A 24,767-nucleotide genomic window follows, 5' to 3' on the forward strand; every position below is an offset into this window, starting at 1 on the left:
GCGGTTCTGTCCGAGAGCCATATCGACATCGTATGCTGCGCCGCATCATTGGCTGGCACAACCGTGTTTTTTATGGACTATATCTAAAAGATATTGAACGAGACGCCGATCGTGTTGGATTCCCGGCGTGTCGCGGCTCAAGAATGTGGTCATGACGACTGCCGCCACATCGATGACTTCGCCCTGCTTCCCGACGATCGAGCGGGTGGAGACCGTACTCGTCGATCTGCCGACGATCCGGCCGCACCGCCTGTCGGTGGCGACCATGCACGGGCAGACGCTGATGCTGGTGCGCCTGGTTTGCTCGGACGGCGTCGTCGGCATCGGCGAGGGCACGACGATCGCCGGCATGGCCTATGGACCGGAAAGCCCGGAGGGTATGAAGCTGGCGATCGATCGCTACTTCGAGCCGGTCCTGCGGGGTGCCGACGCGACGGCGGTCCAGCGCCTGATGCTGACGGTCGGCAAGATGGTGAAGGGCAATCACTTCGCCAAGTGCGCCGTCGAGACGGCGCTGCTCGATGCGCAGGCGCGCCGTGTCGGTGTGCCGCTGTCGGAACTGCTCGGCGGTCGCGTGCGCGCGGCGCTGCCGGTGGCGTGGACGCTGGCGTCCGGCGATACCGGTCGCGACATCGATGAAGCCGAACAGATGCTGGCGCAGCGCCGGCATCGCATCTTCAAGCTGAAGATCGGCCGCAACGGCGTCGATGCCGATGTGGCTCATGTCGCGGCGATCAAGCGCGCGCTCGGCGATCGCGGCAGCGTGCGCGTCGACGTCAACATGGCCTGGAGCGAGTACGAAGCGGCGCGCGCGCTGCCGGCGCTGGTCGATGCCGGTTGCGAACTGGTCGAACAGCCGGTGGCGTCGGCTGCTGCACTCGCGCGCCTGGTGCGCCGTTACCCGATCGCGCTGATGGCCGATGAAGTGCTGCACGGGCCGGAGTCGGCGTTCGAGCTGGCGCGCGCCGCCGCGGCCGACGTGTTCGCGGTCAAGATCGAACAGTCCGGCGGTCTGCTGGCCGCGCAGCGCGTCGGTGCCATCGCCGATGCCGCCGGCATCGGCCTGTACGGCGGCACCATGCTCGAAGGCGCGGTCGGCACGATCGCCGCCGCGCAGCTGTTCGCGACCTTCCCGAACCTGCAGTGGGGTACCGAGCTGTTCGGACCGCTGCTGTTGACCGAGGAAATCCTCGAAACGCCGCTGGCGTATCGCGATTTCGAACTCGAAGTGCCGACCGGTCCCGGTCTCGGCATCACCCTCGACGAAGCGCGCGTCACGGCCTTCCGCCGCGACCGCCAGCGCACGCTGGTCGCCGTCGACAACGAACGCAAGGTGGTCTGACATGCTGTTTCACGTACGAATGGACGTGCAGTTGCCGCACGACATGCCGGCCGACCGGGCGGCGACGCTCAAGGCCGACGAAAAGGCCCGTTTCCAGGCGCTGCAGCGCAGCGGTCAATGGCGCCATATCTGGCGCATCGTCGGCCAGTACTCGAACGTCAGCGTCTTCGACGTCGACAGCCCGACGCAGCTGCACGACCTGCTGATGTCGCTGCCGCTGTTTCCGTACATGCGCATCGACGTGATGCCGCTGTGCCGCCATCCCTCATCCCTGCACGACGACGACCGCTAGGCCGGCCGTCGCCAAGACAATACCCATCACACCGAGGAGGACCCCCATGAGCACTCAACTGAGCCAGACGCGCGAGATCCAGGATTTCCTGCGCATCGCCAGCGGCCTCAACACCGGTGGCGGCAACCCGCGCACCAAGACCATCGTCCATCGCCTGCTGTCCGATCTGTTCAAGGCGATCGACGATCTGAACATGACGCCCGAGGAATTCTGGGCCGGCGTCAGCTATCTCAACGACCTGGGCGCCGCCGGTGAAGCCGGCCTGCTCGCCGCCGGTCTGGGCCTGGAGCACTACCTCGACGTGCGCATGGACGCCGAGGATGCCGCCGCCGGTCTCGACAACGGCACGCCGCGCACGATCGAAGGGCCGCTGTACGTCGCCGGCGCGCCGCTCGCCGACGGTTTCGCCAAGCTCGACGACGGCAGCGATCCGGGCACGCCGCTGATCATGCACGGCACCGTGCGCGACGCCAACGGCAAGCCGCTGGCCAATGCGATCGTCGACGTCTGGCACGCCAACACCAAGGGCATGTACTCGTTCTTCGACAAGAGCCAGAGCGAATACAACCTGCGCCGCCGCATCCGTACCGACGCGAACGGCCGTTACAAGTTCGAGAGCATCGTGCCGAGCGGCTACGGCTGCCCGCCGGACGGCCCGACGCAGGGTCTGCTCGACACCATCGGTCGTCACGGCCAGCGCCCGGCGCACATCCATTTCTTCGTCAGCGCGCCGGACCACCGCTTCCTGACGACGCAGATCAACATCGTCGGCGACAAGTACCTGTGGGACGACTTTGCGTTCGCGACGCGCGAGGATCTGGTGCCGGCGATGACCGAGCGCAGCGATGCCGAGCGCATGGCCGCGCACGGCATGAAGACGCCGTTTGCCGAGATCGAGTTCGACTTCACGCTGACCGCGGCCAGCGCCGGCGTTGCCGGCGAGATGATCGAACGCCGCCGCGCGCTGGCGGCCTGATCGTCCGGCGGGAGAGGGCCGGCGCATCGCGGCAGCGCGGTGCGTCGGCCCTCGTGTGTTTCTAGAACTGATACTTGATGAAGCTCTGCGCGAAGTCGCGGTCGCGCAAGGTGTTGTAAGCGCCGCCGCCGAAGAACCAGGTGTAGCCGACGTTCAGCGACAGCGCTGCGTCGTAGCGGATCTCCAGCAGGCTGTCGACTTCCTTGCGGTTGCGCACGAAATTGCCGGCCGGTCCCGGCGAGATGCCGCCGACGTCGTGACGCCAGATCAGCGTCGGCTTGAGGCTGATGCGCGGCAGCACGCTTTCGTAACTGGCCTGCGCGATGACGCGATAGCCCCACGAGAACGCGGTCGGAAAGCCGTCCGAACTCTGCTGGTGCGGATTGAAGCGCAGGCCGTCGGGTCCGATCGAGCAATTGCTGGCGCCGCCGCAGGCGCGCTGCGAACCGTCGGCGCCCGAGCCGTCGGCACCGGCGGTCGGACCGTAGACGTCGGCGGCCGGGCCTTGCAGCACCAGGCGGTCGTACGACGGCAGGTCCGGCACCCATTCGGCACCGAGCTCGTAGAGCACGATCAACTGATCGGCGGCGATCCAGTTCTCGGTCGCCGAATAGACCCGCGTCGCGCCCAGATCGACGTTCAGATCGTGGAAGCGCTCGTAGCCGCGGATGTAGCAGGGGCTGTGGCGGTTGTACGCATAGTAGGGATGCGTGAAGCCGTCGAAGCCGTGCGCGGCGTCATCGGCGCTGCCGGGCTGTGGGTAGCACGCCGTATTCTCGCCGGCGACGCCGCCACGATACGGAATCACGTAATTCGGAAACGAGCGTGCCGAGCCGGGCACGTGGCCGATGACCAGATCGACGGTGTCGTTGTAAGCGCGCTGGCCGTCGGCGGCGATGAAGTCGCTGCTGCCGTACAGGCCCAGCGGCGCGTTGTCCTCCGGGTAGCCGATGCCGGCCACCGAGCCGGCGCAGCCGGCCGCGGCACTGTTGCAGTGGGTCAGCGTCGGCCCGAACGCGGCGAACGCCAGGTCGTGCGCGTCGACCTGCATCGGCTTGTTCGGTCGGTAGGCGACTTCGCCCTGCAGCGCGTAGTTGCCGAACGTGGTGTTGAAGCTGAAGCCGAACAGCTCGATGTCCTCGGGGTATTGCAGCGCGAAGCGCGCGCTGTCGAACGGCACCGCGTCGGACGTCGCCGCGGTCGGATCGGACGCAAGGATCGGCAGGTTCGGACAGTCGGCGAGAAACGACAGCAAATCGGTCGCGTCGTTGTGGCGCGAATTGCCGCCGGCGCGCGCGCAGCTCGGATACGACGCGAAGAAACCGAGATACGGCAGCTGCGAGTGGTAGTGCTGGTAGTAAAACGCGAACTGCGTGCCGCCATTGAGGTTCTCGGCGTAGTACTGCAGGCTCAGGCCGAACTGGCCGCTGTTGCGCGCGCGCATGTCCGGCAGGCGGCTGACGGTGACACAGGTCGGCGTGATCTGCGACAGCGGATTGTCGAGCAGCTTGGACAGGCAGCCCGGGTCTTCGGCCGAGCCGCCGAAGCTCAGGTTCAGCGTGTCGCCGGTATTGCTGGTGCCGATGTCCTGCGTCGAGAAATAACTGCCCGGCGCCGGCGCCTGCAGGTGCCGCCACTCCAGCGCGTAATAGCCTTCCAGCGTCAGGTCCGCGGTGGCCGGGACGCTCAGGTACGCCATCGCGACCGGCGTGAACGCTTCCTCGGTCAGCGTGCCGACGCGATAGACGCGATTGGCGTCGACCGGGTTGGCCTGATTGACGCTGTTCAGCGCCAGCAGCGTGCTTTCGCCCCAGTTGACGATCTGCCGGCCGAGCTTGAACGTCAGCTCGTGGCCGCCGACATCGACGTTGCCGAACACATAGCTTTCCATCGCCTCGACGTTGCTGCCGACCTGTCGCAGCACTTCGCCGTCGCGGCGCCGGTTCTTCACCAGCGCGCCGCCCGAGTAGTAGCGGCCGCCGACCACCGGCAGTGCGCCGACGAACTGCTGCAGCGCCGGCGGCAGGGCGCCGATCGTGTTCTGCAGCAGCGGCACCGGCAGGAAGGTGCCGTAGCGGGCCACCGCGTCGGCGTTGTTGGCGCTGATGCGGTCCGGATGGCGCTCGGTGAAGTCGGCGTTGACCGCGTCGTAGTAGCCGATGATGCGGCCGAAGAAACCGAACTCGCCCCAGGTCAGCGTCAGGGCGCTGTCGAGCTTGATCGGTGCCTGGAACAGATCGCCGCGACGGTAGTTCAGATCGCCGTCGTCGCCGTTCATGCCGGGCGCCCCCGGCACCTCGCCGAGTCGTCGCGCCGGCTGCGTCTGATCGCGGAACAGACCCTGACAGCCCTGGTAGACGCCGGCGCAGACGTCGGGCTGCAGATTGCCCTTGCCGATCAGCTTGCTGCTCGGCGACTGCGTGCGCATCGCCGCCCCCGCGGTGAGGATGCTGTCGAGCGTGCCCTCTATCGTCTCACCGCCGAACGTGCCGGCATCGAAATGCAGTGCCGACGCCGGTGCCGCCGTCATCCCCAGGCCGGCGGCGAGCAGGCCACCCAGCAGCCATGCCCGCGACCGGCGTCCGCTGAACGCCATCCTTGCTTTCATCCGTTCTCCTCCTCGCGGTCCGCAGGGTCGTTGCCCTGCGTATCCCGCCATCGTCGATGACGCGACGCCGTTGGCGCTCAGTCCGGTGGATCGGCCCAGATCACCGGTCGCTGCTGAGCACACCAGGCCGCCATGCGGGGCCGATAACGATGTTCGAGTGCGTTGCGCTTGACCTTCATCGTCGGCGTGACGAGCCCGGTCTCGACGGTCCAGGCTTCGTCGGTGACGACCAGGCAGGCCAGGCGTTCGTGGCGGTCGAGCCTGGCGTTGACGCCGGCCAGCAGCGCTTCAAGTTGTGTCTGCGTTTGCGCGCGATAGTCGGCGTCGTCGCGGCAGCGTGCCTGGCGTTCGGCGCCGAGCATCGCCAATGCCAGCGGCGCGGGCAGGGCATCGCCGCCGGTCACACAACAGGCTTCGAGCAGGCCGTCGGCGCAGAGGTGGTTCTCGATCGGCGACGGCACCACGAACTTGCCCTTGGCGGTCTTGAACTGTTCCTTGATGCGCCCGGTGATCTTCAGCAGGCCGTCGGCCGACAGCTCGCCGCAGTCACCGGTACGCAGATAGCCGTCGGCGCTGAACGCTTCGGCCGTCAGTGCCGGCGCCTGGTAATAGCCGGCCATGACGCCGGGCGAGCGCATCTGCAGTTCGCCGGTCTGCGCGTCGATGCGCGCGTCGACGCCGTCCCAGGGGCGGCCGATATAACCGGGCCGGAATTCGCCGATACGGCCGACGTGGGCGATGCCGAAGTTCTCGCTCATGCCGTAGACCTCGAGCAGCTCGACGCCGAGCGCGCGCCAGAACCCGAACAGTTCCGGCGGCGTCGGCGCCGCACCGGAGAACGCCACGCGCAGCGCGTCGAGCCCCAGCGCGCGCAGGATCTTGCGGCGGACATGGCGGCCGACCAGCGGCAGCTTCAGCAGTCGCGCCAGCTTCGCCTGCGGCAGCTGCGCGGTGATGCCTTGCTGGAACTTCGCCCACAGCCGCGGCACCGACAGCAGCATGGTCGGCCGCGCGCGGCGCAGGTCGTCGACGAAGCTGTCGACGCTCCACGCGAAATAAACCCTGCAGCCGAGCTGTATCGACGCCAGTTCGGCGAAGCCGCGGTCGGCGATGTGCGCGAGCGGCAGATAGGAAATCAGCCGGTCATGTTCGCTGGCGCCGAACATGCGCACCGCCAGCGAACTGACCAGACCGAGGGTTGCGAAGCGGTGCATCACACCCTTGGGCGTGCCGGTGGTTCCGGAGGTGTAGACGATGGTCGCGATCTCGTCGGCGTCGCGCAGCGGCTCGCCTTCGATCGGCGCTGCTTCGAGCAGCGTTGGCCAGTCGACGCCGTCGCCGTGCGTGCTCGCCGTATCCGGCAGATGGAGGCGCGGCAGTCCGGCGGGCAGCGCGTCGACGACGCCGGGATCGTCGAGGCGGCCGACGAAGCACGCGCGACAGCCGGCGTGCTCGATGAGGGGCAGGATCGACGCCGCCTGCAGGGTGTGGAACAACGGCACGCTGACGTGGCCGGCCATCCAGATCGCAAAGTCGGCGATGAACCACCACGCGCTGTTCTTCGCGAGTACGGCGATCTTCGAGCCGTGCGGCCAATCCTGCGCGCGCAGCCAGCCGGCGACGTGACGGACCTGACGCATCGTCTCGCCCCAGCTCAGCGTCAGCACCCGGCCGTCGGCCAGCGGCTGGATCAGATACGGCTGCGTCGCGCGCTCACGCTCATGCGCATACAGCCGCTGCAACGGCAGGGCCGCCGCCGGCAGCATTGCCGGCGGCGCGCTCGTGTCGGCCATGTTCTCCTCCAGTCCCGCGGCCGGCGCGCGGCTGCGCCCGGACGGTCTGCTGATTGTTTGCAATGCCGAAAACTCGAAGCCGCGCAGACGCTAACAGGCGGCTGCGGCTAAATCAAACGAAAAGACTGGACATGATGTCCGATTTAGCCGATCGGGACTGGCGCCGGGTGGCTCGGTTGCGGCAAGCTTGCGCCCGGAACCGTCGAAGAGAGCATCCGGTGGCATCGATTACCCGAGCATCGCGGGCGCAGCGCGTCGACAAGCAGCAGCAGGTCGAGCGGACGCTGTTGCGCGCGCTCGAACAACTGATGGACAGTGGCCTGAGCTTCACCGAGGTCAGCGTCGAGCAGCTCGCGCGCCAGGCCGGAATCGCACGCTCGACGTTCTACATCTATTTCGCCGACAAGGGGGCGCTCGTGCACCGCCTGGCGACGCGCATCACCGAGGAGCTGATGCAGGCCTGTGACGGCTGGTGGCGGATCGCCGACACCGCCAAGCAGCAGGATCTGGCCGATGCGATGCTCGACGTGCTCGATGTCTACGACCGGCACCGCAGCGTGATGCGCGCGCTGGTCGAGACCTCGGCGTACGACAGTAGCGCCGAGGCGGCGTTCAAGGAGTTGCTCGGCGGGGTGCTCAAGGGCAGTCGCGTCGCCTACAACCGCATCCACGACGCCGGCCGGCTGCGCGAGGGCGTCGCCAAGGAAGTCGCCGAAGCGCTGACGCTGATGGTCGACGCCACCTGTTATCAGCTCGGTCGCGGCGCGACGCCGCAGCGCCGGCGCGCGCTGGCGCAGGCGCTCGCCCATGTCGTCTGGCATGCGATGTACGAGCCGGAGCGCGTCCGCCGCCGCAACGCCGCCGGCTGAGCCGTCCTGTCCGCGCATTTCGTAGGCGAATGTCGACGTCGTTCAAAAATCGGACACACTGTCTTGACATGATGTAAATCGATCGGAAAAGATGCCGTGGCCGCGGTATCGCGAGCGGCAATGGCAACGGGCCGCAGAGTTCGCCAACGACAAGGAGAGGGCATGCCGAAAACGGCAGACAGGCAGGTCAGAATCGGTTGTGCGTCGGCGTTCTGGGGCGATACCAACACGGCCGCCACACAGCTCATCGAGCATGGCGATCTCGACTATCTGATCTTCGATTATCTGGCCGAGATCACGATGTCGGTGATGGCGGCCAAGCGCATGAGAAGCGCGGACGACGGTTATGCGACCGACTTCGTCGAGCACGTCGTTGCGCCGCATCTGGCGGCGCTGCGCACGCGCGGCATCAAGGTCGTCGCCAATGCCGGCGGCGTCAATCCGCTGGCCTGCAAGCGCGCGCTCGAAGCGGTGGCCGACCAGGCCGGTGTCGACCTGAAGGTCGGCGTCGTGCTCGGCGACGATCTGCTGCCGCGCAAGCGCGAATTTACCGACGTGCGCGAAATCGACCGCGGCACACCGTTGCCGGCCAATCTGGTGTCGATGAACGCCTATCTCGGCGCGTTCCCGATCGCTGCGGCATTGGCGGCCGGCGCCGACATCGTCGTCACCGGCCGCTGCGTCGATTCGGCGCTGGCGCTCGGGCCGCTGATCCATGAATTCGGCTGGGGCGTCGACGACTACCAGCAGCTCGCGGCCGGTTCGCTGGCCGGGCACCTGCTCGAATGCGGCGCGCAGGCCACCGGCGGCAATTTCACCGACTGGCAGACGGTCGCGAGCGGCTACGCGAACATGGGCTTCCCGTTCGCCGACGTGCGCGCCGACGGCCATTTCACGATCGGCAAGCCGGACGGTACCGGTGGCGCGGTGACGCCGCACACGGTGCTTGAACAGATGCTCTACGAAATCGGCGATCCGGCCGCGTACCGGCTGCCCGATGTGGTCTGCGATTTCACGCAGGTGCGCTTGCGCCAGGTCGCGGCCGACCGCGTCGCCGTCGATGGGGCGCGTGGCCGTGCACCGGGCGGTTCGTACAAGGTCTCGGCAACCTATCCGGACGGTCTGCGCTGCGTCGCGCTGTTCATGATCGGTGGCGAGCAGGCGGCGCGCAAAGGTCATGCGTCGGCCGACGCGATTGTGGCCAAGGTCCGGCGTCAGCTCGCCGATGCCGGCTGGGGCGATTTCAGCGGCGTCGATGTGCATTGCATCGGTGCCGAGGAAAGTTACGGACCGCACGCGCGGCCGGCGGCGGCGGCGACGCGTGAAGTCGTCGTCAAGATCGTCGTCCAGCACGCCAATGCCAAGGCGCTGAAGCTGTTCGCGCGCGAGATCGCGCAGGCGGCGACCGGCATGGCGCCGGGCTTTACCGGTTACTTCAGTGCCGGCCGCCCGGAGCCGAGCATGATCCCGCGCCTGTATTCGACGATGGTGCCGAAGGCGGATGTGCCGATCGAGATCGTCGTCGGCGCGCAGCGTCAGGCGGTAACGGTCGATACGCAGGATCATCCGCAGCCGTCGCAGCCGGCGTCGGTTGCGCAGGCCCACCACATCGACGGGCCGACGACGACGGTACCGCTGCGTCGCGTCGCGCTGGCGCGCTCCGGCGACAAGGGCGATCACGCCAACATCGGCGTCATCGCGCGCCACGCCGACTATGTCGCGCCGCTGCGCGCGGCGCTGACCGCGGAGGTGGTGCGCGAGGGGTTCGCGCACGTGCTCGCCGGCGGTCGCGACGGGCGTGTCGAACGTTACGAGTTGCCGGGCTCGCAGAGCTTCAACTTCATGCTGTACCACGCGCTGGGCGGCGGCGGTGCCGGCAGCCTGCGCACCGACCCGCAGGGCAAGGCTTTCGCGCAGATGCTGCTCGATCTGCCCGTGGCGATGCCGACTGCGCTGCTCAAGGATTGACGATGGCGATCATCGAAAGCCGTATCGACACGCGCAGCGAGGCATTCCGTGCCAACCGCGACGCCATGCTGCAGGCGATTGCCGACTGGCGCGCCGTCGAGGCCAAGGGCCGCGCCGAGGAGGAGTCGAAGCGCGAGCGCTTTCATCAGCGTCGTCAGCTGTTGCCGCGCGAGCGCGTGCATCGCCTGCTCGACCGCGGCTCGCCGTGGCTGGAATTGGCGACGCTGGCGGGCTATCGCATGCACGACGACAAGGACGGTTCGCTGGCCGGCGGCAACACGATTGCCGGCATCGGCTACGTGTCCGGCGTGCGCTGCATCGTCACCGCGTCGAACTCGGCGATCAAGGGCGGCACGATGACGCCGTGGGGCGTGCAGAAGGGCCTGCGCATCCAGGAGATCGCGCTGCAGCAGAAGCTGCCGGTGGTGGCGATGGTCGAGTCCGGCGGCGCCAATCTGCTGTATCAGGCCGATGTCTTCATTCCCGGCGGCCGCACCTTCGCCAACCAGGCGCGCTTGTCGGCGGCCGGCATTCCGCAGGTGACGATCGTGCACGGCTCGTCGACCGCCGGCGGCGCCTACATGCCGGGGCTGTCGGATTACGTGGTGATGGTGCGCAAACGCGCCAAGGTGTTTCTCGCCGGCCCGCCGCTGCTCAAGGCGGCAACCGGTGAGGTCGCCGGCGAGGAGGAACTCGGCGGTGCGGAGATGCACAGCCAGGTCGCCGGCACCTCGGAGTTTCTCGCCGAGAACGATGCCGACGCGGTGCGTATCGCGCGCGAGATCGTCGCCAATCTGAACTGGAACGCGCAGCGCCCGCGACTCGAGCTTCTGCCATTGCGCGCACCGGCTTATGACGTCGACGAACTGTGCGGCGTGGTGCCGGTCGACTACCGCAAACCGTTCGACTGTCGCGAAGTCATCGCGCGACTGGTCGACGGTTCGGACTTTCTCGAATTCAAGGCCGAGTACGACAAGCAGACCGTCTGCGGTCGCGCGACCTTGCACGGTCACGCCATCGGCATCATTTCCAACAACGGACCGATCACCACCGCTGGCGCGACCAAGGCCGGGCAGTTCATCCAGCTCTGCTGTCAGGCCGGCACGCCCATCGTCTACCTGATGAACACCACCGGCTACATGGTCGGGACCGAGAGCGAGCAGGGCGGTATCGTCAAGCACGGCTCGAAGATGATCCAGGCAGTCGCCAATGCGACGGTGCCGCAGCTGACGATCGTCATGGGTGCCAGCTTCGGTGCCGGCAACTACGGCATGTGCGGGCGCGGTTTCGGACCGCACTTCATCTTCGCCTGGCCGAATGCGCGCACCGCGGTGATGGGCGGCGAACAAGCCGCCAGCGTGATGGACATCATCACGCGCGAAAAGTGGGCCAAGCAGGGCAAGACCATGACCGAGACCGACGAAAAGATGCTGGCGGCGATCCGCCAGAACATCGTCGGCCAGTTCGACAAGGAGTCGCATGCGTTCGCGGCGACGGCACGTCTGTTCGACGACGGACTGATCGATCCGCGTGACACGCGCCGCGTGCTCGGCCTGTGTCTGTCCATCGTGCGCGAGGCGCGCGCCCGCCAGACCCATGCGACGAGCTACGGCGTCGCCCGTTTCTGATCAATACCGAGTTTCGAGGAGAACCATCATGTTGCTGACGCCGGAACACCGCTCGCTCTACGACACGACCAGGAAGTTCGTGCAGCAGGAGCTGAATCCCAACATCGCCGAGTGGGAGCGCGCCGGCATCTTCCCGGCGCGCGAGGTGTTCGCGAAGATGGGCAAGCTCGGCCTGCTCGGCATCACGCGGCCGGAAGCCTACGGCGGTCTCGGCCTCGACTATTCGTACGAGGTGGTGTTCGCACAGGCGCTCGGCAACTGCATCTGCGGCAGTCTGCCGATGGCGATCGGCGTGCAGACCGACATGGCGACACCGGCGCTGGCGCGCTTCGGTTCCGATGAGCTGCGCCGCGAATTTTTGACGCCGACCATCGCCGGCGAACGCGTCTGCTCGATCGCGGTCAGCGAGGTCGGCTCCGGCTCCGACGTCGCCAGCATCAAGACCGTGGCGCGCAAGGACGGCGGCGACTACGTCATCAACGGCTCGAAGATGTGGATCACCAACGGCACGCAGTCCGACTGGGCCTGCATGTTGGTCAACACCTCGGAAGGCAAGCTGCATTCGAACAAGTCGCTGATCGTCGTGCCGATGGACGCCAAGGGCGTCGATCGCAAGACGCGGCTCGACAAGCTCGGCATGCGCTCGTCGGATACCGCGATGATCTTTCTCGACGAGGTGCGCGTGCCGCAGCGCTATCTGATCGGCCAGGAAGGCCTGGGTTTCATGTACCAGATGCTGCAGTTCCAGGAGGAACGCCTGTTCGGCGCCGCCAGCGGCATCGACAGCCTGTTCAACCTGATCGACGAAACCATCGACTACACGCGCCAGCGCCAGGCTTTCGGCATGCCGCTGATCGACAATCAGTACGTGCACTTCCGGCTCGCCGAGCTGCGCACCGAGGTCGAGTCGCTGAAGGCGCTGGTCTATCAGGCCACCGAGGAATACATCGCCGGCCGCGACGTGCTGATGCTGGCGAGCATGGCCAAGCTCAAGGTCGGCCGCATCAGCCGCGAGGTCACCGACGGCTGCCTGCAGTTCTGGGGCGGCCAGGGCTTCATGTGGGACAACAACATCTCGCGCGCATACCGTGATTCGCGGCTGATCTCGATCGGCGGCGGCGCCGACGAGATCATGCTCGGCATCATCAGCAAGACGCTCGGCATCCTGCCGTCGAAGAAGAAGGCCAAGGCCGGCGATGCGGCCGCGGCGTCGACCGCCGCGGTGGGCTGATGGACGCCGCGACGATCGAACTGCCGGCCTGCACGACGCTGGAGCTGGCGCTGGACGACGGCGTGCTGCGCGTGACGCTGAACCGGCCGGACGCACGCAATGCGATGAACCTGCAGATGGTCGAAGAACTGTGCACGCTGTTCGCCGCGCTGCAGGACGATGCCGCGCTGCGCGGCAGCGTGCGTGTCGTCGTGCTGCGCGGCGCCGGTGGTCATTTCTGCGCCGGCGCCGATCTCAAGTCGCTGGCCGGCGCGGCGCCGGCCGACGGCGGCGATCCGCTGGCCGCGCTCAATCGTCGTTTCGGCACCATGCTGCGCGCGGTCGAGGCGGCGCCGGCCGTGGTCGTCGCGGTCTGCGAGGGCGCCGTGCTCGGCGGCGGCTTCGGCATCGCCTGCGTCGCCGACATCACGCTGGCCGCCAGCGATGCGCGCTTCGGTCTGCCGGAGACCACGCGCGGCCTGCCGCCGGCGCAGATCGCACCGTTCGTCGCGGCGCGCATCGGTACCTCGCAGGCGCGGCGCCTGAGCCTGACCGGCGCGCAGTTCGACGGCCTGGAGGCGCTGCGGCTCGGCGTCGCGCACGGCGCGTATGCATCGGGAGTGCCGCTCGACGCGGCGCTCGGCGACAGCATCGCCGCGATCCTGCGCTGTGCGCCGCAGGCCAATGCGCTGACCAAGCGTCTGCTGCTCAATCCGGACGGACTCGATCTCGACGCGCAGCTCGACGACGCCGCGGCGACGTTCGCGCAGTGCGCGCGCAGCTCCGAAGCGGCCGAAGGCATCGCCGCATTCATGCAGAAGCGCGCGCCGGCATGGGCGCCGCCGCCGCGCCCGAAACAGGTGCAGACATGAGTGCCACCGTCCGGCCGTTCAGCAAGTTGCTGGTCGCCAACCGCGGCGAGATCGCGGTGCGCGTCATTCGCGGTGCGCAGGCACTCGGCTACCGCACCGTTGCCGTCTATTCGGACGCCGACCGCGACGCGCTGCACGTGCGCCTCGCCGATGAGGCGGTGCACATCGGTCCGGCACCGGCTGCCGAATCGTATCTGTCGATCGAGCGTTTGATCGCCGCCGCGCGGGCCAGCGGTGCCGAGGCCATTCATCCCGGCTACGGCTTTTTGTCCGAGCGCGCCGAGTTCGCGCAGGCGGTACAGGATGCCGGGTTGGTCTTCATCGGCCCCGACGCCGAGTCGATCGCGGCGATGGGCAACAAGTCGGCATCGAAGCGACTGATGATCGATGCCGGCGTGCCCTGCGTGCCGGGCTATCAGGGCGACGACCAGCGCGACGAGACGCTGATCGCCGAGGCGCGGCGCATCGGCCTGCCGGTGATGGTCAAGGCGGCGGCCGGCGGCGGCGGCCGCGGCATGCGCATCGTCGACGACGAGTCCGGCCTGGCCGCGGCGATCGCGTCGGCACGCTCGGAAGCGGCCAATGCCTTCGGCAGCGGCGAGCTGCTGATCGAAAAGGCGGTGCTCGATGCGCGGCACGTCGAGATCCAGGTGTTCGGCGATCGCCACGGTCAGGTCGTGCACTTCGGCGAGCGCGACTGCTCGGTGCAGCGCCGCAACCAGAAGGTCGTCGAGGAAGCGCCGTCGCCGGCTGTCGACGACGCGCTGCGCGAACGCATGGGCTCGGCGGCGGTGACGGCGGCGCGTGCCGTGCACTATGTCGGCGCCGGCACCGTCGAGTTCATGCTCGCCGCCGACGGCAGCTTCTATTTTCTGGAGATGAACACGCGGCTGCAGGTCGAGCATCCGGTGACCGAGATGGTCTACGGCGTCGATCTCGTCGAGTGGCAGCTGCGGGTCGCGGCCGGCGCGCCGCTGCCGTTGACGCAGGACGCCATTCTCGCGCGGCGCCGCGGCGCGGCGATCGAGGTGCGCCTGTGCGCCGAGGATGCCGATGCCGACTACCACCCGCAGACCGGCCGCGTGCTCAGTTGGCGCCCGCCGCATGGCGTCGGCGTGCGCGTCGACGCCGGGCTGTTCACGGGCCTCGAGATCGGCCCGTATTACGACTCGATGCAGGCCAAGCTGATCGCGTGGGGCGAGACCCGCGACGCGGCGCGGCTGCGTCTGCTGCAGGCGCTCGACGACACGACGCTGCTGGGCGTGACCAGCAATCGCGATTTTCTGCGCCGCATCGTCGCGCATCCGGCCTTCGCCGCCGGCGAGGTGACGACCGGCTTTCTGGCCCGGCATCTGCCGCCGGATGCGGCGACCGCGCCGGATGCGACGCTGGTCGCGCTCGCTGCCGTGGCGCTGTATCGGCGCGACCAGCGACAACTGGCCGACGCACACGGGCTTGATCACGAACTGCTCGGTTGGCACAGCTCGCACGCGACGCCGACGGCGCTGAATCTGCGCTGGCGCGACCACGATCTCGTCGCGACGATCGCGCTGCAGCCGGGCGGGCGCTACGTGGTCCAGGTTGGCGACGATGTGCGGACGATCACCGTCGTCGACGGCGACGACGCGCATTTCGTTTACGTCCGCGACGGCCTGCGCCGGCGCGCGCAGCTGGCCTTTGACGGCGACGCGGTGTGGATCGATGCCGAGCAGACGACGGCGTGTTTCGACGATCGCAGTCTGGCGCCGGTGCAGGGCGCGGCGCCCGGCTCCGACGGACGGCTGCTCGCGCATTCGGACGGCCGCATCGTCGCCGTTCACGTACAGCCCGGCGCGCACGTCGAGCGTGCTCAGGTGCTGCTGGTGCTCGAAGCGATGAAGATGGAATTCCAGCTGTCGTTGCCGGTTGCCGGCCGCGTCGAGACGGTCGGCGTGCAGGTCGGCGAACAGGTTCGCGCGCGCCAGTTGCTGTTGCAGTTGACGCCCGATGCGAACACCCCGTGAATGATTTTCCACACAAACTCGAGAGGAGTTGACGATGAGCGCCCATGATTTTCTGCAGCGTCTGCCGCAGGCCCTGAATGCCGATGCCGCCGCCGGCACCGATTGCACGATCCAGTTCAACATCGCCCGGCCGGCCTACGTCGTCATCAAGGACGGTGCCTGTCAGGTACAGGACGGCAGCGCCGGCAATGCCGACGTGACGCTGACGATGGAAGACGACGATCTGGTGCAATTGATGAAGGGCGAGCTCAACGGCATGACCGCGTTCATGACCGGCAAGCTGCAGCTCGACGGCGACCTGATGCTGGCGCAGCGCGTGTCGTCGCTGTTCGACGCGTCCAAGCTCGGATGACGGCGGCGCAGCGGTATCGCTCGGTGTTCGCGCCCGGTCTCTACGCCGGGCGCCGCATCGTCGTCACCGGTGGCGGCAGCGGCATCGGCCGCTGCACCGCGCACGAGCTCGCGTCGCTCGGCGCCGAGGTGCTGCTCTGCGGACGCAAGGCCGACAAGCTCGAACGCGTGCGCGACGAGATCGTCGAGGACGGCGGTCAGGCGTCGATCGCGGCGTTCGATATCCGCGACGAAGCGGCGGTGCGCGATACCGTGGCGAGCCTGCTCGCCGGCGGTCCGATCTACGGTCTCGTCAACAATGCCGGCGGCCAGTTTCCGTCGCCGGCGCAGGCGATCGGCAAGAAGGGTTTCGAGGCCGTGGTCGCGACCAATCTGACCGGCGGTTTCCTCGTCGCGCGCGAGCTGTACACACAACACTTCGCCCGGCATGGCGGCGCCATCGTCAACATGCTCGCCGACATGTGGGGCGGCATGCCGGCGATGGCGCACTCCGGGGCGGCGCGTGCGGGTATGCTCAATCTGACGCAGACGCTGGCGGTCGAGTGGGCGTCGCGCGGCGTGCGCGTCAATGCCGTCGCACCGGGCTTCGTCGCCAGCTCCGGCATGGACAGCTATGACCCGTCGTTCACGCGCGAGGTCATTCCGCAGATGGCGGCCGAGATTCCGCTCGGCCGGCTCGCCGACGAGTCCGAGGTCAGCGCCGCGATCGTCTTCCTGCTGTCGGACGCGGCATCGTTCATCACCGGCGCGGTGCTGTGCATCGACGGCGGCGGCAGTCTCAACACCAAGCTGTTCCCGCTGTCCGGCGTACCCGCCGACAGCGCGACCAGCCGGCCGTACGACGGCTTCCATCGCGCGCAGCCGCCGGCCGCGCTCGACGCGCTGAAGCCCAAGCTGCCGACATGAGCGACGCGGCCGCGATGCCGGCGCCCGGCTGGGCGCGGGTGCTGCGTCGCGGCAGCGATCGTCTGCTGTTCGATCTCGGCGGCGGTCCGCGGCCGCTGAAGTTTGCGTGGATCGTCAACGCGCAGAAGGCCGGCTCGTTTGCGTTCTATGGCGCGCTGATGGCCTGGTATGCGCCGCAGGTGCCGCAGGCCACCAGCCATGCGGCGTGGATCTACCTCGCACTGCACGGCAGTTACGGGCTGTGCTGGCTGCTCAAGGATCTGTGCTTTCCCGATCCGAACTGGCAGCGCCGCATCACGCTGCCGAGCAGCGTCGTCGCGCTGGTCGGTCTCGGCCTGTACTGGAGCTTCGGCTGGCTGCTGATTTCCGGTGTGTCGCAGCCGCGCTATCCGCTGCCGGACGGCGCGTGGTTCTGCCTGTGCGTGTCGCTGTGCCTGCTCGGCAGCGTCCTGATGATCGCCGCCGACGCGCAGAAGTTCTACACGCTGCGCCTGCGTCGCGGCTTAATCGACGACGGCGTATTCCGCTACGTGCGCCATCCCAACTACCTCGGCGAGATGCTCGTCTACGCGAGCTTCGCGCTGCTGGTCTGGCACTGGTTTCCGGTGGTGGTACTCGCCGTCGTCTGGCTCGGGCTGTTCGCGCCGAACATGGCGTTCAAGGAAGCCAGCCTGTCGCGCTACCCGCAGTGGGCGGCCTACCGGCGGCGCAGCTGGTGCTTGGTGCCGGGGCTGTTGTAGCCGCCGGCCGGTGCCGGCCGGCGGCCCGTATCGCCTACGACTGCGACGCGCGATACGCGCGCCAGCCGCCGAATGCCGTGATGTCGGTGGCGTCGGCCAGCGCCCAGCCTTCGCAGATGAAGCCTTTGACGACGCGGCCGTCGGCCAGCGTCAGACTGCCGATGCCGAGCGGCGGCGGAATGGCGGCGACGAAGCTGCCGAAAAGCGTCAGCGGCACGTCCCACAGCTCGACCTCGATCGCCGCGCCGGCGCCGGCTTTCGCCAGTCCCGGCTTCGGCGGCGTGGTGTTGGCGAGCGCGTAGAGCCGGTAGTCGGCCGAGGTCGTCGTCGCTTCGACGAAATGCGCATCGCGTTCGGTCAGCTCGCGGTTCAACGGCATGCCGCGCAGGTGAGCGCCGACCACGGCGAGGCGCACGTGATCGTCGGCGGGCGGGGATACGGAAGTCATTGGGAATCTCCTGCGGTGTAGAGGGTTTGCCAGCGCCGGCCGATTGCCGCCAGCGCGGCGTCGGCCCAGGCCGGACCGATCAGGGTGACGCCGAACGGCAGGCGGTCGTCGCGAAGGCCGGCCGGCACGGCGAGCGCCGACCAGTCGAGCAGGTTGACGAAGTTCGTGTAGTAGCCGAGTTCGCTGTTGAGGCGCACCGGATCGGCCTGCATCGCCGCGACCGTGTGCATCGACGGCGCGGTCGGCACGAACAGCGCATCGACCGACGCCATCAGATGATCGGCATGGCGCTGCAGTTCGAGCCGCCGGTACTCGGCGCGGAACGTGTCGACGGCGCTGAATTCGCGGCCGCGCTCGATGACGTCGCGTACTACCGGGTGCATCGCGTCCGGGTGCTGTTCGAGGAAGGACTCGGTGGCCGCCAGCCGCTCGGCAACCCAGGGGCCGTCGTAGAGCAGGGCGGCGACCTCGTTGAGCGGCTCGAAGTCGAATTCGACTAACGTCGCGCCGAGCTGCTCGTGAGCTTGTCGGCAGGCCTGCTCGTAGGCGCGCGCGGCGTGCTCGTCGCCGAAGAACTCCGGCTGGCGCGGCACGCCGAGCCGCAGCGTGTCCGGCAGCGCGGCGTCGAATGCCGGCGCCGGCCGCGAATAGGCGTCGTCGGCGTCGAAGCCACCGGCGACATTCGCCAGCAGCCAGGCCTCCTCGACGTCGTGCGCGAAGATCGACACGCAGTCGAGGCTGCGGCAGGCCGGCACGACGCCGCGCGTGCTGAGCCAGCCGCGTGTCGGTTTGAGACCGACCAGGCCGTTGAACGCCGCCGGCACCCGGCCCGAACCGGCGGTGTCGGTGCCGAGCGAGAACGCCACCAGGCCGGCGGCGACGGCGACCGCCGAGCCGGAACTCGAACCGCCGGAGACGTAGTCGCGGTCGTAGACCGAGCGCGGCGCGCCGTACGGCGAACGCGTGCCGTTGAGGCCGGTGGCGAACTGGTCGAGATTGGTCTTGCCGACCAGTAGCGCGCCGGCTGCGCGCAGGCGCGCGATGACGCCGGCATCGGCGGCGGGCCGATAGGCGAAGGCCGGGCACGCGGCACTGGTCTCGAAGCCGGCGCAATCGATGTTGTCCTTGACCGCGAATGGCACGCCCCACAGCGGTTGATCGTCGCGGCGCCCAGCTGCCATCAGCGCCCGCGCCTGTTCGCGCAGCGTCGCGTCCGCGGCGCGGCTGATCCAGACCGCCGGATCGTCGTAGGCCGCACAGCGCTCGATCAATGCGTCGACCATGGCCAGCGGCGTGCTCGTGCCATCGGCGTATTGCTGTTGCAGGCGGCGAATCTGTAAGGCCGGTGCGCGCATCAGTCGACCTCGATCACGGCGAGCGTTTGGCCGGTGCGCACCATGCGCCCGGCGTGCACACACCACTCGCGAACGGCGCCGTCGCGCGGCGCCCGAACTTCCATTTCCATTTTCATAGATTCCAGAATCATCAGGACTTGCCCGGCACGAACGTGCTCGCCGTCGGCGACGACGATCTTCCAGACGGTGCCGGTGACATGTGCGTCGACGCCGATGCAGCCCGGCGGCAGGGTTTGTGCAGCCGCTGCCGGCGGCGGCTCGTCGACGCGAAAGCGGTCGAGACCGCGGACCTTCCAGTCGGCGCGCTCGGCCTCGAAGGCGGTTTGCTGGCGCGTTTTGAAGGATTCGATGCTGTCGCGCTGTTCGGCGAGAAAGCGCGCATGCTCGGCGTACGACAATGTCGTGTCCTCGATGCGCAGCGGGTATTCGCCGTACGGAAATGCGGCGCGCGCTTCGGCCAGTTCGGTTTCGCTGACCGGGTAGAAGCGGATCTGGTCGAAGCAGCGCAGCAGCCATGGCTGCTCGAAGGCCGGCGTGCGCCGCCAGCGGTTCCACATCTGCACGGTGCGGCCGAACAGCTGATAGCCGCCGGGGCCTTCCATGCCGTAGACGCACAGATAGGCGCCGCCGATGCCGACTGCGTTTTCCGGCGTCCAGGTGCGCGCCGGGTTGTATTTGGTCGTGACCAGGCGATGGCGCGGGTCCAGCGGTGTCGCGACCGGTGCGCCGAGATAGACGTCGCCGAGGCCCATCACCAGATAGCGCGCGTCGAAGACGATGCGGCGCACGTCGTCGACCGAGTCGAGACCGTTGATGCGGCGAATGAACTCGATGTTGTCGGGGCACCACGGCGCATCCGGCCGTACCAGCTCCTGGTATTTGCGCATCGCCAGGCGGATTTGCGCATCGTTCCACGACAACGGCAGATGGACGATGCGGCTCGGCACCGTGACCTGCCCGGCGTCGGGCAGCGACGACTCGATCTCGCGCAGCGTGCCGAGCAGCGTTGTCAACGACAGCACGTCGCTGTCGTAATGCACCTGCAGCGAGCGGATACCCGGGGTCAGATCGATCAGACCCGGCAGGCGGCGTTCGCGCAGCGTCTGCATCAACAGCTGCACGCGCAGGCGCAGCGCGAGGTCCAGCGTCATTTCACCGTATTCGACGAGCAGATTGTCGTCGCCGGCTCGGCGATAGCGCACGGCGATGGCGAGATCGTCGCGCGCGGCGACGATCGGCGAGCCGTAGTCAGGGGGCGTGGCGCCGACGACGGTCGGCGCCCCGCGTTCGCGGACCGGCACGAAGCGGACCTTGTCGCCGGGCCGCAGCTGGCCGAGTTTCCACAACTCGTCGCGGGCCACGACCGCCGGGCAGACGAAGCCGCCGAGACTCGGCCCGTCCGGGCCGAGGATGATCGGCATGTCGCCGGTGAAGTCGATCGCGCCGATCGCGTAGGCGTTGTCGTGAATGTTCGACGGGTGCAGGCCGGCTTCGCCGCCGTCGGCACGCGCCCACTGCGGCCGCGGTCCGATCAGGCGCACGCCGGTTCGCGCGCTGTTGAAATGCACCTCGTATTCGGCGCTGAACAGCGTCGCGATGTCGTCGTCGGTGAAGAAGTCCGGCGCGCCATGCGGGCCGTAGCGAACCTGCAGGCGCCACTCGTGGGACAGCGCCGGCGATTCGTCGGCAGTCAGCGCGGCCGGCTCGCTGATGGCCGCTGTCTGGTCTGCGAGGTGCAAGGCATCGCCGGCGCACAGCGCGCCGTGGGCATGACCGCCGAAGCCGCCGAGCGCGAACGTCGCGCCCGAGCCGAGATAGCGCGGCACGTCGAAGCCGCCGCGCACCGCCAGGTAACAGCGCTGGCCGGCGCCGGCGATGGTGCCGAGCGTCAGCACCTGGCCGGCGCGCACCGCATGCGGCGCGCCGTACGCCAGCGCCGCGCCGTCGAGCGTCGCGGGCATCGCCGCACCGACCAGCGCGATCAGCGCGTCGCTGTGAAAGCGCAGCGTCGGGCCGGATAGCGTGCATTCGAGCGCCGCCGTGCCCGCTGCGTTGCCGACCACGCGATTGGCGAGCGCGCACGAGCGGCCGTCCATCGGTCCCGACGGCGGAATGCCGACGTCCCAGTAGCCGAGCCGGCCCGGCGCGTCCTGGATGCTGCTCTGCGTACCCGGGTCGAGCACCTCGATGCTGCGCGAGCCGAACGCAACGTGCTGCAGCGCGTGCGTGCTCAGCTGCGCCGCGGCGAACATCGGGCTGGCGGCGAGCTGGCGCAGGAAATCGAGATTGGTCTCGATGCCGTACAGCGCCGTCGTCTGCAGGGCCGTGCGCAGCTTGGCGACGGCCGCCGGCCGGTCGTCGGCGTGGACGATCAGCTTGGCCAGCAGGGAGTCGTAGTACGGCGTGACCTCGGTGCCGGTTTCGATCCAGGTATCGACGCGCGCGGCGTCGGCGAAGCGGACTTCGGTCAGCAGGCCGCTGAGCGGGCGAAAGTCGCGCTGCGGGTCCTCGGCGCAGAGGCGCACCTCGATCGCGGCGCCGCGCGGCTGCAGCGCGTGCTGCGCGGGCAGCTGCAGCTCACCGGCGGCCTGGCGGATCATCCATTCGACGAGGTCGATGCCGTAGGTCGCTTCGGTGATCGGGTGTTCGACCTGCAGACGCGTGTTGACTTCGAGAAAATAGAACGCGTCGCGCTCGACGTCGTAAACGAACTCGACCGTGCCGGCCGATTCGTAGTCGGCGGCCGCGCCCAACGCGCGTGCCGCGGCGTGCAGGCGCGCCCGCAGTGCGTCGGACAAGTGCGGCGCCGGCGTTTCCTCGACGAGCTTCTGGTGGCGGCGCTGCAGCGAGCAGTCGCGCTCGCCCAGCGAGACGACACGGCCCTGGCCGTCGCCGAAGATCTGCACCTCGATGTGGCGCGCGGTCCCGACGTAACGCTCCAGATAGACGCGCGCATCACCGAAGCCGGCGCCGGCGATCCGGCAGACGCTGTCGTAGCGTGCGCGCAGTTCGCTTTCGTCGCGGCACAGCTGCATGCCGATGCCGCCACCGCCGGCGGTGCTTTTCAGCATCACCGGATAGCCGATGCGCGCCGCTTCGCGCAGCGCCGTGTCGACGTCGTCGAGCAGCTCGCTGCCGGGCAACAGCGGCACGCCGCAGCGCCGTGCGAGCGCGCGTGCTTCATGCTTGAGGCCGAAACGGCGCAGGTGCGTCGGCTGCGGACCGATGAAGCGGATGCCGACCGCTTCCAGTCGCTCGGCGAACGCGGCGTTCTCGCTGAGAAAACCATAGCCGGGATGTACGGCCTGCGCGCCGCTGCGTTGGCAGGCGTCGACGATGCGCTCGATGTCGAGATAGCTGTCGCGCGGCGCCGGGCCGCCGATGTGCACGGCCTCGTCGGCCGCGCGCACCGGCGCCGTGTAGCGGTCGGCATCCGAATACACCGCGACCGTGCGGATGCCGAGCCGCTGTGCGCTGCGCTGCACACGGCCGGCGATCTCGCCGCGGTTGGCGATGAGGATGCGCTCGAACACCGTGTCAGTCCTCCCAGATCAGTACGCGCACCGGCGTCGGGTTGAAGCCGTTGCAGGGGTTGTTGATCTGCGGACAGTTCGAGATCACGCACAGCACATCCATGTCGGCGCGGATCTCGACGTAGTCGCCGGGTGCGGAGACGCCGTCGACGATCGCCAGCCGGCCATCGGATTCGACCGGTACGTTCATGAAGAAGTTGATGTTGCCGACGATGTCGCGCTTGTCCATGCCGTACTTGGCGACTTCGACGAGGAAGTTCTCGCGGCAGGCGTGCATGTAGCGCGTGTGGTGACCGAAGCGCACCGTGTTGGCCTCGCACGAGCAGGCGCCGGCCGATGTGTCGTGCGCGCCGCAGCTGTCGGCGATGACGGTGGCGAGCACGCGATCCTCATTCGACATGATGCGCGTGCCGGTCGTTACGTAGGCGGCATTCTGCGCGCGCAGTGTGTTCTGCGCGCTGTAGCGTTCGCTGTGATCGGCGGCGCTGTAGAACAGCGTGTCGACGGCCTGCTGACCTTCGAGGTCGACGATGCGCAGCACTTCGCCGCGATGGATCAGTTGCGACCAGGGGCGCGTTGGCGCAATGGTGTGGTCGTAGCGAGCGCGGGCCGGGTCACGGGAAGAAAGGGTGATGTTGCTCATGTCCAGATCCTCAGGCGGCCGGCGATTCGCCGAAGTAGCGGGCGTTGTTGTCGAAGCCGCGGCGCGCTTCGGCGGTGGCGTTGCGGCAAAGATCGTCGGCACCGGCTTCGGCGGTGCGGTGGACGATCAGCTCGATGGCGTGCGCCGGCGTCGTGCTCGGCGCCAGCGGATGCGGACAATTGGAGATCGCGACGATCAAGTTCATCTCGGCGCGCAGATCGACGAAGTCGCCGGGCTGCAGCTGCCCGTCGCGCCACACGAAGCGACCGTCGGTGTCGGTCGCGACCGGTGCAAAGAACGTCATGCACGGCGCGATGTCGCGTCGCGACAGGCCGTGCTTGCCGGCCGCGAGGACGAAGTTCTCCTGGGTATTGCGGCGATGGCGGGCCGTGCCGTGCTTTTCGGCATTGCTGGCGGCGGTGCTGCCGCCAAGCAGTGCGTCGTGCGCCGCGCAACTGTCCTCGGTGATCGATGCGAGCACGCGGCCCATGTCGGAGAACAGCACGCGGCCTTTGCCGAGCGCCGCGGTCCACTGCACCTTGACGGTGTCGCCGGCGTTGTAGCGCTCACTGTGGTCGTCGGCGTTCCAGGCAAAGAACGACACGCCCGGCGTTGCCGCGCTGTTGAGCAGACGCAGCGTCTCGCCGCGGGCGATGTGGCCGGTCCAGTACCAGCCGCTCGGTATGGTGTCGCGCAGGCGCACGTCGACGCCGGCGATCGGCGCAGCGTCGCGCGCCGTCGGCGGCGGCAGCGGCAGATCCTTGCCCTGGCCGGTGGCTTTCAGTTCTTCGTAGCGGCGTCGATTGGCCGCGATCGTCGCAGCCGTTTCGGACTCATTCATGGAGGTCACTCCTTAACGCTTGATCGGATGCCGGGTCGTCCCGGCGAGTTCAGGCCGATGTGGCGGCCGGGTCGTCCCGGCTGCCGGCAATGGGTGAGGGCGATCGATGCGGCCCGCTCATGCCGCGCACGACAACGCGTCCGCTGCTGGACGGACGGGTGCATGTGGGCGATGGGGTGGGCGTCATGGTCGATCCTCGGCTGTGGTGAACATCGTTCAGCAAGGATCTGGGGATCGCCGGCGCACGCTCGAACGAAGACCAGATCCTGGCCGTCGAGGTCTCCCGGGTTTTTATCCCGCCGTGCACCGGGCGTCTCACCCGGCGGCAGCTCTCGGACCTGTCGCGCTCGAAAGCGCCGGAACCCTAGCCGCCAACTCATTCAGTTGTG

Annotated in this window: 17 protein-coding genes, 1 pseudogene and 1 riboswitch; of the genes and pseudogenes, 12 read left to right on the forward strand and 6 right to left on the reverse strand. The window is 68.3% G+C overall.

Annotated features, from left to right (window positions below):
• Window positions 1-151: 151 nt before the first annotated feature.
• The 3 genes from G7Y82_RS14555 to catA are packed head-to-tail and all read left to right on the forward strand — an operon-like array spanning window position 152 to window position 2,610.
• Window positions 152-1,342: a muconate/chloromuconate family cycloisomerase gene (locus G7Y82_RS14555; protein WP_168148861.1), complete on the forward strand. Its 1,191-nt coding sequence runs from the start codon at window positions 152-154 to the stop codon at window positions 1,340-1,342.
• 1 nt (window position 1,343) lies between these two features.
• Entirely contained in the window at window positions 1,344-1,634 is a 291-nt protein-coding gene (gene catC / locus G7Y82_RS14560; protein WP_168148862.1) for a muconolactone Delta-isomerase, read from the forward strand.
• 46 nt (window positions 1,635-1,680) lie between these two features.
• Complete coding sequence (catA, locus tag G7Y82_RS14565) at window positions 1,681-2,610, forward strand: catechol 1,2-dioxygenase (protein WP_168148863.1); 930 nt, start codon at window positions 1,681-1,683, stop codon at window positions 2,608-2,610.
• 61 nt (window positions 2,611-2,671) lie between these two features.
• Here the strand turns inward: catA and G7Y82_RS14570 are convergent, their stop codons facing one another.
• Window positions 2,672-5,218, reverse strand: coding sequence for a DUF1302 domain-containing protein (locus G7Y82_RS14570; RefSeq protein ID WP_240954313.1), 2,547 nt, complete (start codon window positions 5,216-5,218; stop codon window positions 2,672-2,674).
• Window positions 5,219-5,295: 77 nt separating this feature from the next.
• Window positions 5,296-7,011, reverse strand: a complete 1,716-nt coding sequence (locus tag G7Y82_RS14575) for an AMP-binding protein (RefSeq protein WP_240954314.1) — start codon at window positions 7,009-7,011, stop codon at window positions 5,296-5,298.
• 218 nt (window positions 7,012-7,229) lie between these two features.
• Here G7Y82_RS14575 and G7Y82_RS14580 point away from each other — a divergent pair, with 218 nt between their 5' ends.
• From G7Y82_RS14580 to G7Y82_RS14620, 9 genes are all read left to right on the forward strand, one after another.
• Window positions 7,230-7,880, forward strand: a complete 651-nt coding sequence (locus G7Y82_RS14580) for a TetR/AcrR family transcriptional regulator (RefSeq protein WP_168148864.1) — start codon at window positions 7,230-7,232, stop codon at window positions 7,878-7,880.
• Window positions 7,881-8,042: 162 nt separating this feature from the next.
• The gene (locus G7Y82_RS14585; RefSeq protein WP_168148865.1) at window positions 8,043-9,848 is read left to right on the forward strand and encodes an acyclic terpene utilization AtuA family protein; all 1,806 of its coding nucleotides are present in this window, start codon (window positions 8,043-8,045) and stop codon (window positions 9,846-9,848) included.
• Between the two features lie 2 nt (window positions 9,849-9,850).
• Window positions 9,851-11,476 (forward strand): acyl-CoA carboxylase subunit beta, encoded by a 1,626-nt coding sequence (locus G7Y82_RS14590; protein WP_168148866.1) that lies wholly within the window; start codon window positions 9,851-9,853, stop codon window positions 11,474-11,476.
• A gap of 28 nt (window positions 11,477-11,504) precedes the next feature.
• Window positions 11,505-12,707, forward strand: coding sequence for an acyl-CoA dehydrogenase family protein (locus G7Y82_RS14595; RefSeq protein ID WP_168148867.1), 1,203 nt, complete (start codon window positions 11,505-11,507; stop codon window positions 12,705-12,707).
• A complete protein-coding gene (locus G7Y82_RS14600) occupies window positions 12,707-13,558 on the forward strand; it encodes an enoyl-CoA hydratase/isomerase family protein (protein ID WP_168148868.1) in 852 nt (283 codons plus the stop codon). Before G7Y82_RS14595 ends, G7Y82_RS14600 begins: the two co-directional genes overlap by 1 nt.
• Window positions 13,555-15,561, forward strand: a complete 2,007-nt coding sequence (locus G7Y82_RS14605) for an acetyl/propionyl/methylcrotonyl-CoA carboxylase subunit alpha (RefSeq protein ID WP_168148869.1) — start codon at window positions 13,555-13,557, stop codon at window positions 15,559-15,561. Before G7Y82_RS14600 ends, G7Y82_RS14605 begins: the two co-directional genes overlap by 4 nt.
• 34 nt (window positions 15,562-15,595) lie before the next feature.
• Entirely contained in the window at window positions 15,596-15,913 is a 318-nt protein-coding gene (locus G7Y82_RS14610; RefSeq protein ID WP_168148870.1) for an SCP2 sterol-binding domain-containing protein, read from the forward strand.
• Window positions 15,910-16,818, forward strand: a complete 909-nt coding sequence (locus tag G7Y82_RS14615; RefSeq protein ID WP_168148871.1) for an SDR family oxidoreductase — start codon at window positions 15,910-15,912, stop codon at window positions 16,816-16,818. Before G7Y82_RS14610 ends, G7Y82_RS14615 begins: the two co-directional genes overlap by 4 nt.
• Window positions 16,815-17,558 carry a methyltransferase family protein gene (locus G7Y82_RS14620; protein ID WP_206370724.1) on the forward strand — a complete coding sequence of 248 codons (744 nt, stop codon included), beginning with the start codon at window positions 16,815-16,817 and terminating at the stop codon, window positions 17,556-17,558. The genes G7Y82_RS14615 and G7Y82_RS14620 overlap by 4 nt, the downstream gene beginning before the upstream one ends.
• Window positions 17,559-17,592: 34 nt before the next feature.
• On the opposite strand, the pseudogene atzF reads toward G7Y82_RS14620, so the two are convergent.
• The 4 genes and pseudogenes from atzF to G7Y82_RS14640 all read right to left on the reverse strand — a co-directional run bounded on the left by atzF (window position 17,593) and on the right by G7Y82_RS14640 (window position 24,378).
• Window positions 17,593-19,361 (reverse strand): annotated as a pseudogene (gene atzF, locus G7Y82_RS14625) (allophanate hydrolase).
• Window positions 19,361-22,894, reverse strand: a complete 3,534-nt coding sequence (gene uca, locus G7Y82_RS14630) for an urea carboxylase (RefSeq protein ID WP_168148872.1) — start codon at window positions 22,892-22,894, stop codon at window positions 19,361-19,363. The pseudogene atzF and the gene uca overlap by 1 nt, the downstream one beginning before the upstream one ends.
• A gap of 4 nt (window positions 22,895-22,898) precedes the next feature.
• A complete protein-coding gene (locus G7Y82_RS14635; RefSeq protein ID WP_168148873.1) occupies window positions 22,899-23,537 on the reverse strand; it encodes an urea amidolyase associated protein UAAP2 in 639 nt (212 codons plus the stop codon).
• Between the two features lie 10 nt (window positions 23,538-23,547).
• Entirely contained in the window at window positions 23,548-24,378 is an 831-nt protein-coding gene (locus G7Y82_RS14640) for an urea amidolyase associated protein UAAP1 (protein ID WP_168148874.1), read from the reverse strand.
• A gap of 278 nt (window positions 24,379-24,656) precedes the next feature.
• Window positions 24,657-24,757, reverse strand: a riboswitch (guanidine-I (ykkC/yxkD leader).
• Window positions 24,758-24,767 lie beyond the last annotated feature (10 nt).

Source organism: Solimonas marina (genome assembly GCF_012241385.1).
Lineage (GTDB): Bacteria > Pseudomonadota > Gammaproteobacteria > Nevskiales > Nevskiaceae > Solimonas > Solimonas marina.

Coding starts and splice junctions, on each gene's coding strand:
- G7Y82_RS14595 (WP_168148867.1), top strand. CDS start 11,505: ATGTTGCTGACGCCGGAACACCGCTCGCTCTACGACACGACCAGGAAG.
- G7Y82_RS14620 (WP_206370724.1), top strand. CDS start 16,815: ATGAGCGACGCGGCCGCGATGCCGGCGCCCGGCTGGGCGCGGGTGCTG.
- G7Y82_RS14610 (WP_168148870.1), top strand. CDS start 15,596: ATGAGCGCCCATGATTTTCTGCAGCGTCTGCCGCAGGCCCTGAATGCC.
- G7Y82_RS14575 (WP_240954314.1), bottom strand. CDS start 7,011: ATGGCCGACACGAGCGCGCCGCCGGCAATGCTGCCGGCGGCGGCCCTG.
- G7Y82_RS14600 (WP_168148868.1), top strand. CDS start 12,707: ATGGACGCCGCGACGATCGAACTGCCGGCCTGCACGACGCTGGAGCTG.
- catC (WP_168148862.1), top strand. CDS start 1,344: ATGCTGTTTCACGTACGAATGGACGTGCAGTTGCCGCACGACATGCCG.
- catA (WP_168148863.1), top strand. CDS start 1,681: ATGAGCACTCAACTGAGCCAGACGCGCGAGATCCAGGATTTCCTGCGC.
- G7Y82_RS14555 (WP_168148861.1), top strand. CDS start 152: ATGACGACTGCCGCCACATCGATGACTTCGCCCTGCTTCCCGACGATC.
- G7Y82_RS14570 (WP_240954313.1), bottom strand. CDS start 5,218: ATGAAAGCAAGGATGGCGTTCAGCGGACGCCGGTCGCGGGCATGGCTG.
- G7Y82_RS14605 (WP_168148869.1), top strand. CDS start 13,555: ATGAGTGCCACCGTCCGGCCGTTCAGCAAGTTGCTGGTCGCCAACCGC.
- G7Y82_RS14585 (WP_168148865.1), top strand. CDS start 8,043: ATGCCGAAAACGGCAGACAGGCAGGTCAGAATCGGTTGTGCGTCGGCG.
- G7Y82_RS14635 (WP_168148873.1), bottom strand. CDS start 23,537: ATGAGCAACATCACCCTTTCTTCCCGTGACCCGGCCCGCGCTCGCTAC.
- G7Y82_RS14640 (WP_168148874.1), bottom strand. CDS start 24,378: ATGAATGAGTCCGAAACGGCTGCGACGATCGCGGCCAATCGACGCCGC.
- G7Y82_RS14590 (WP_168148866.1), top strand. CDS start 9,851: ATGGCGATCATCGAAAGCCGTATCGACACGCGCAGCGAGGCATTCCGT.
- G7Y82_RS14615 (WP_168148871.1), top strand. CDS start 15,910: ATGACGGCGGCGCAGCGGTATCGCTCGGTGTTCGCGCCCGGTCTCTAC.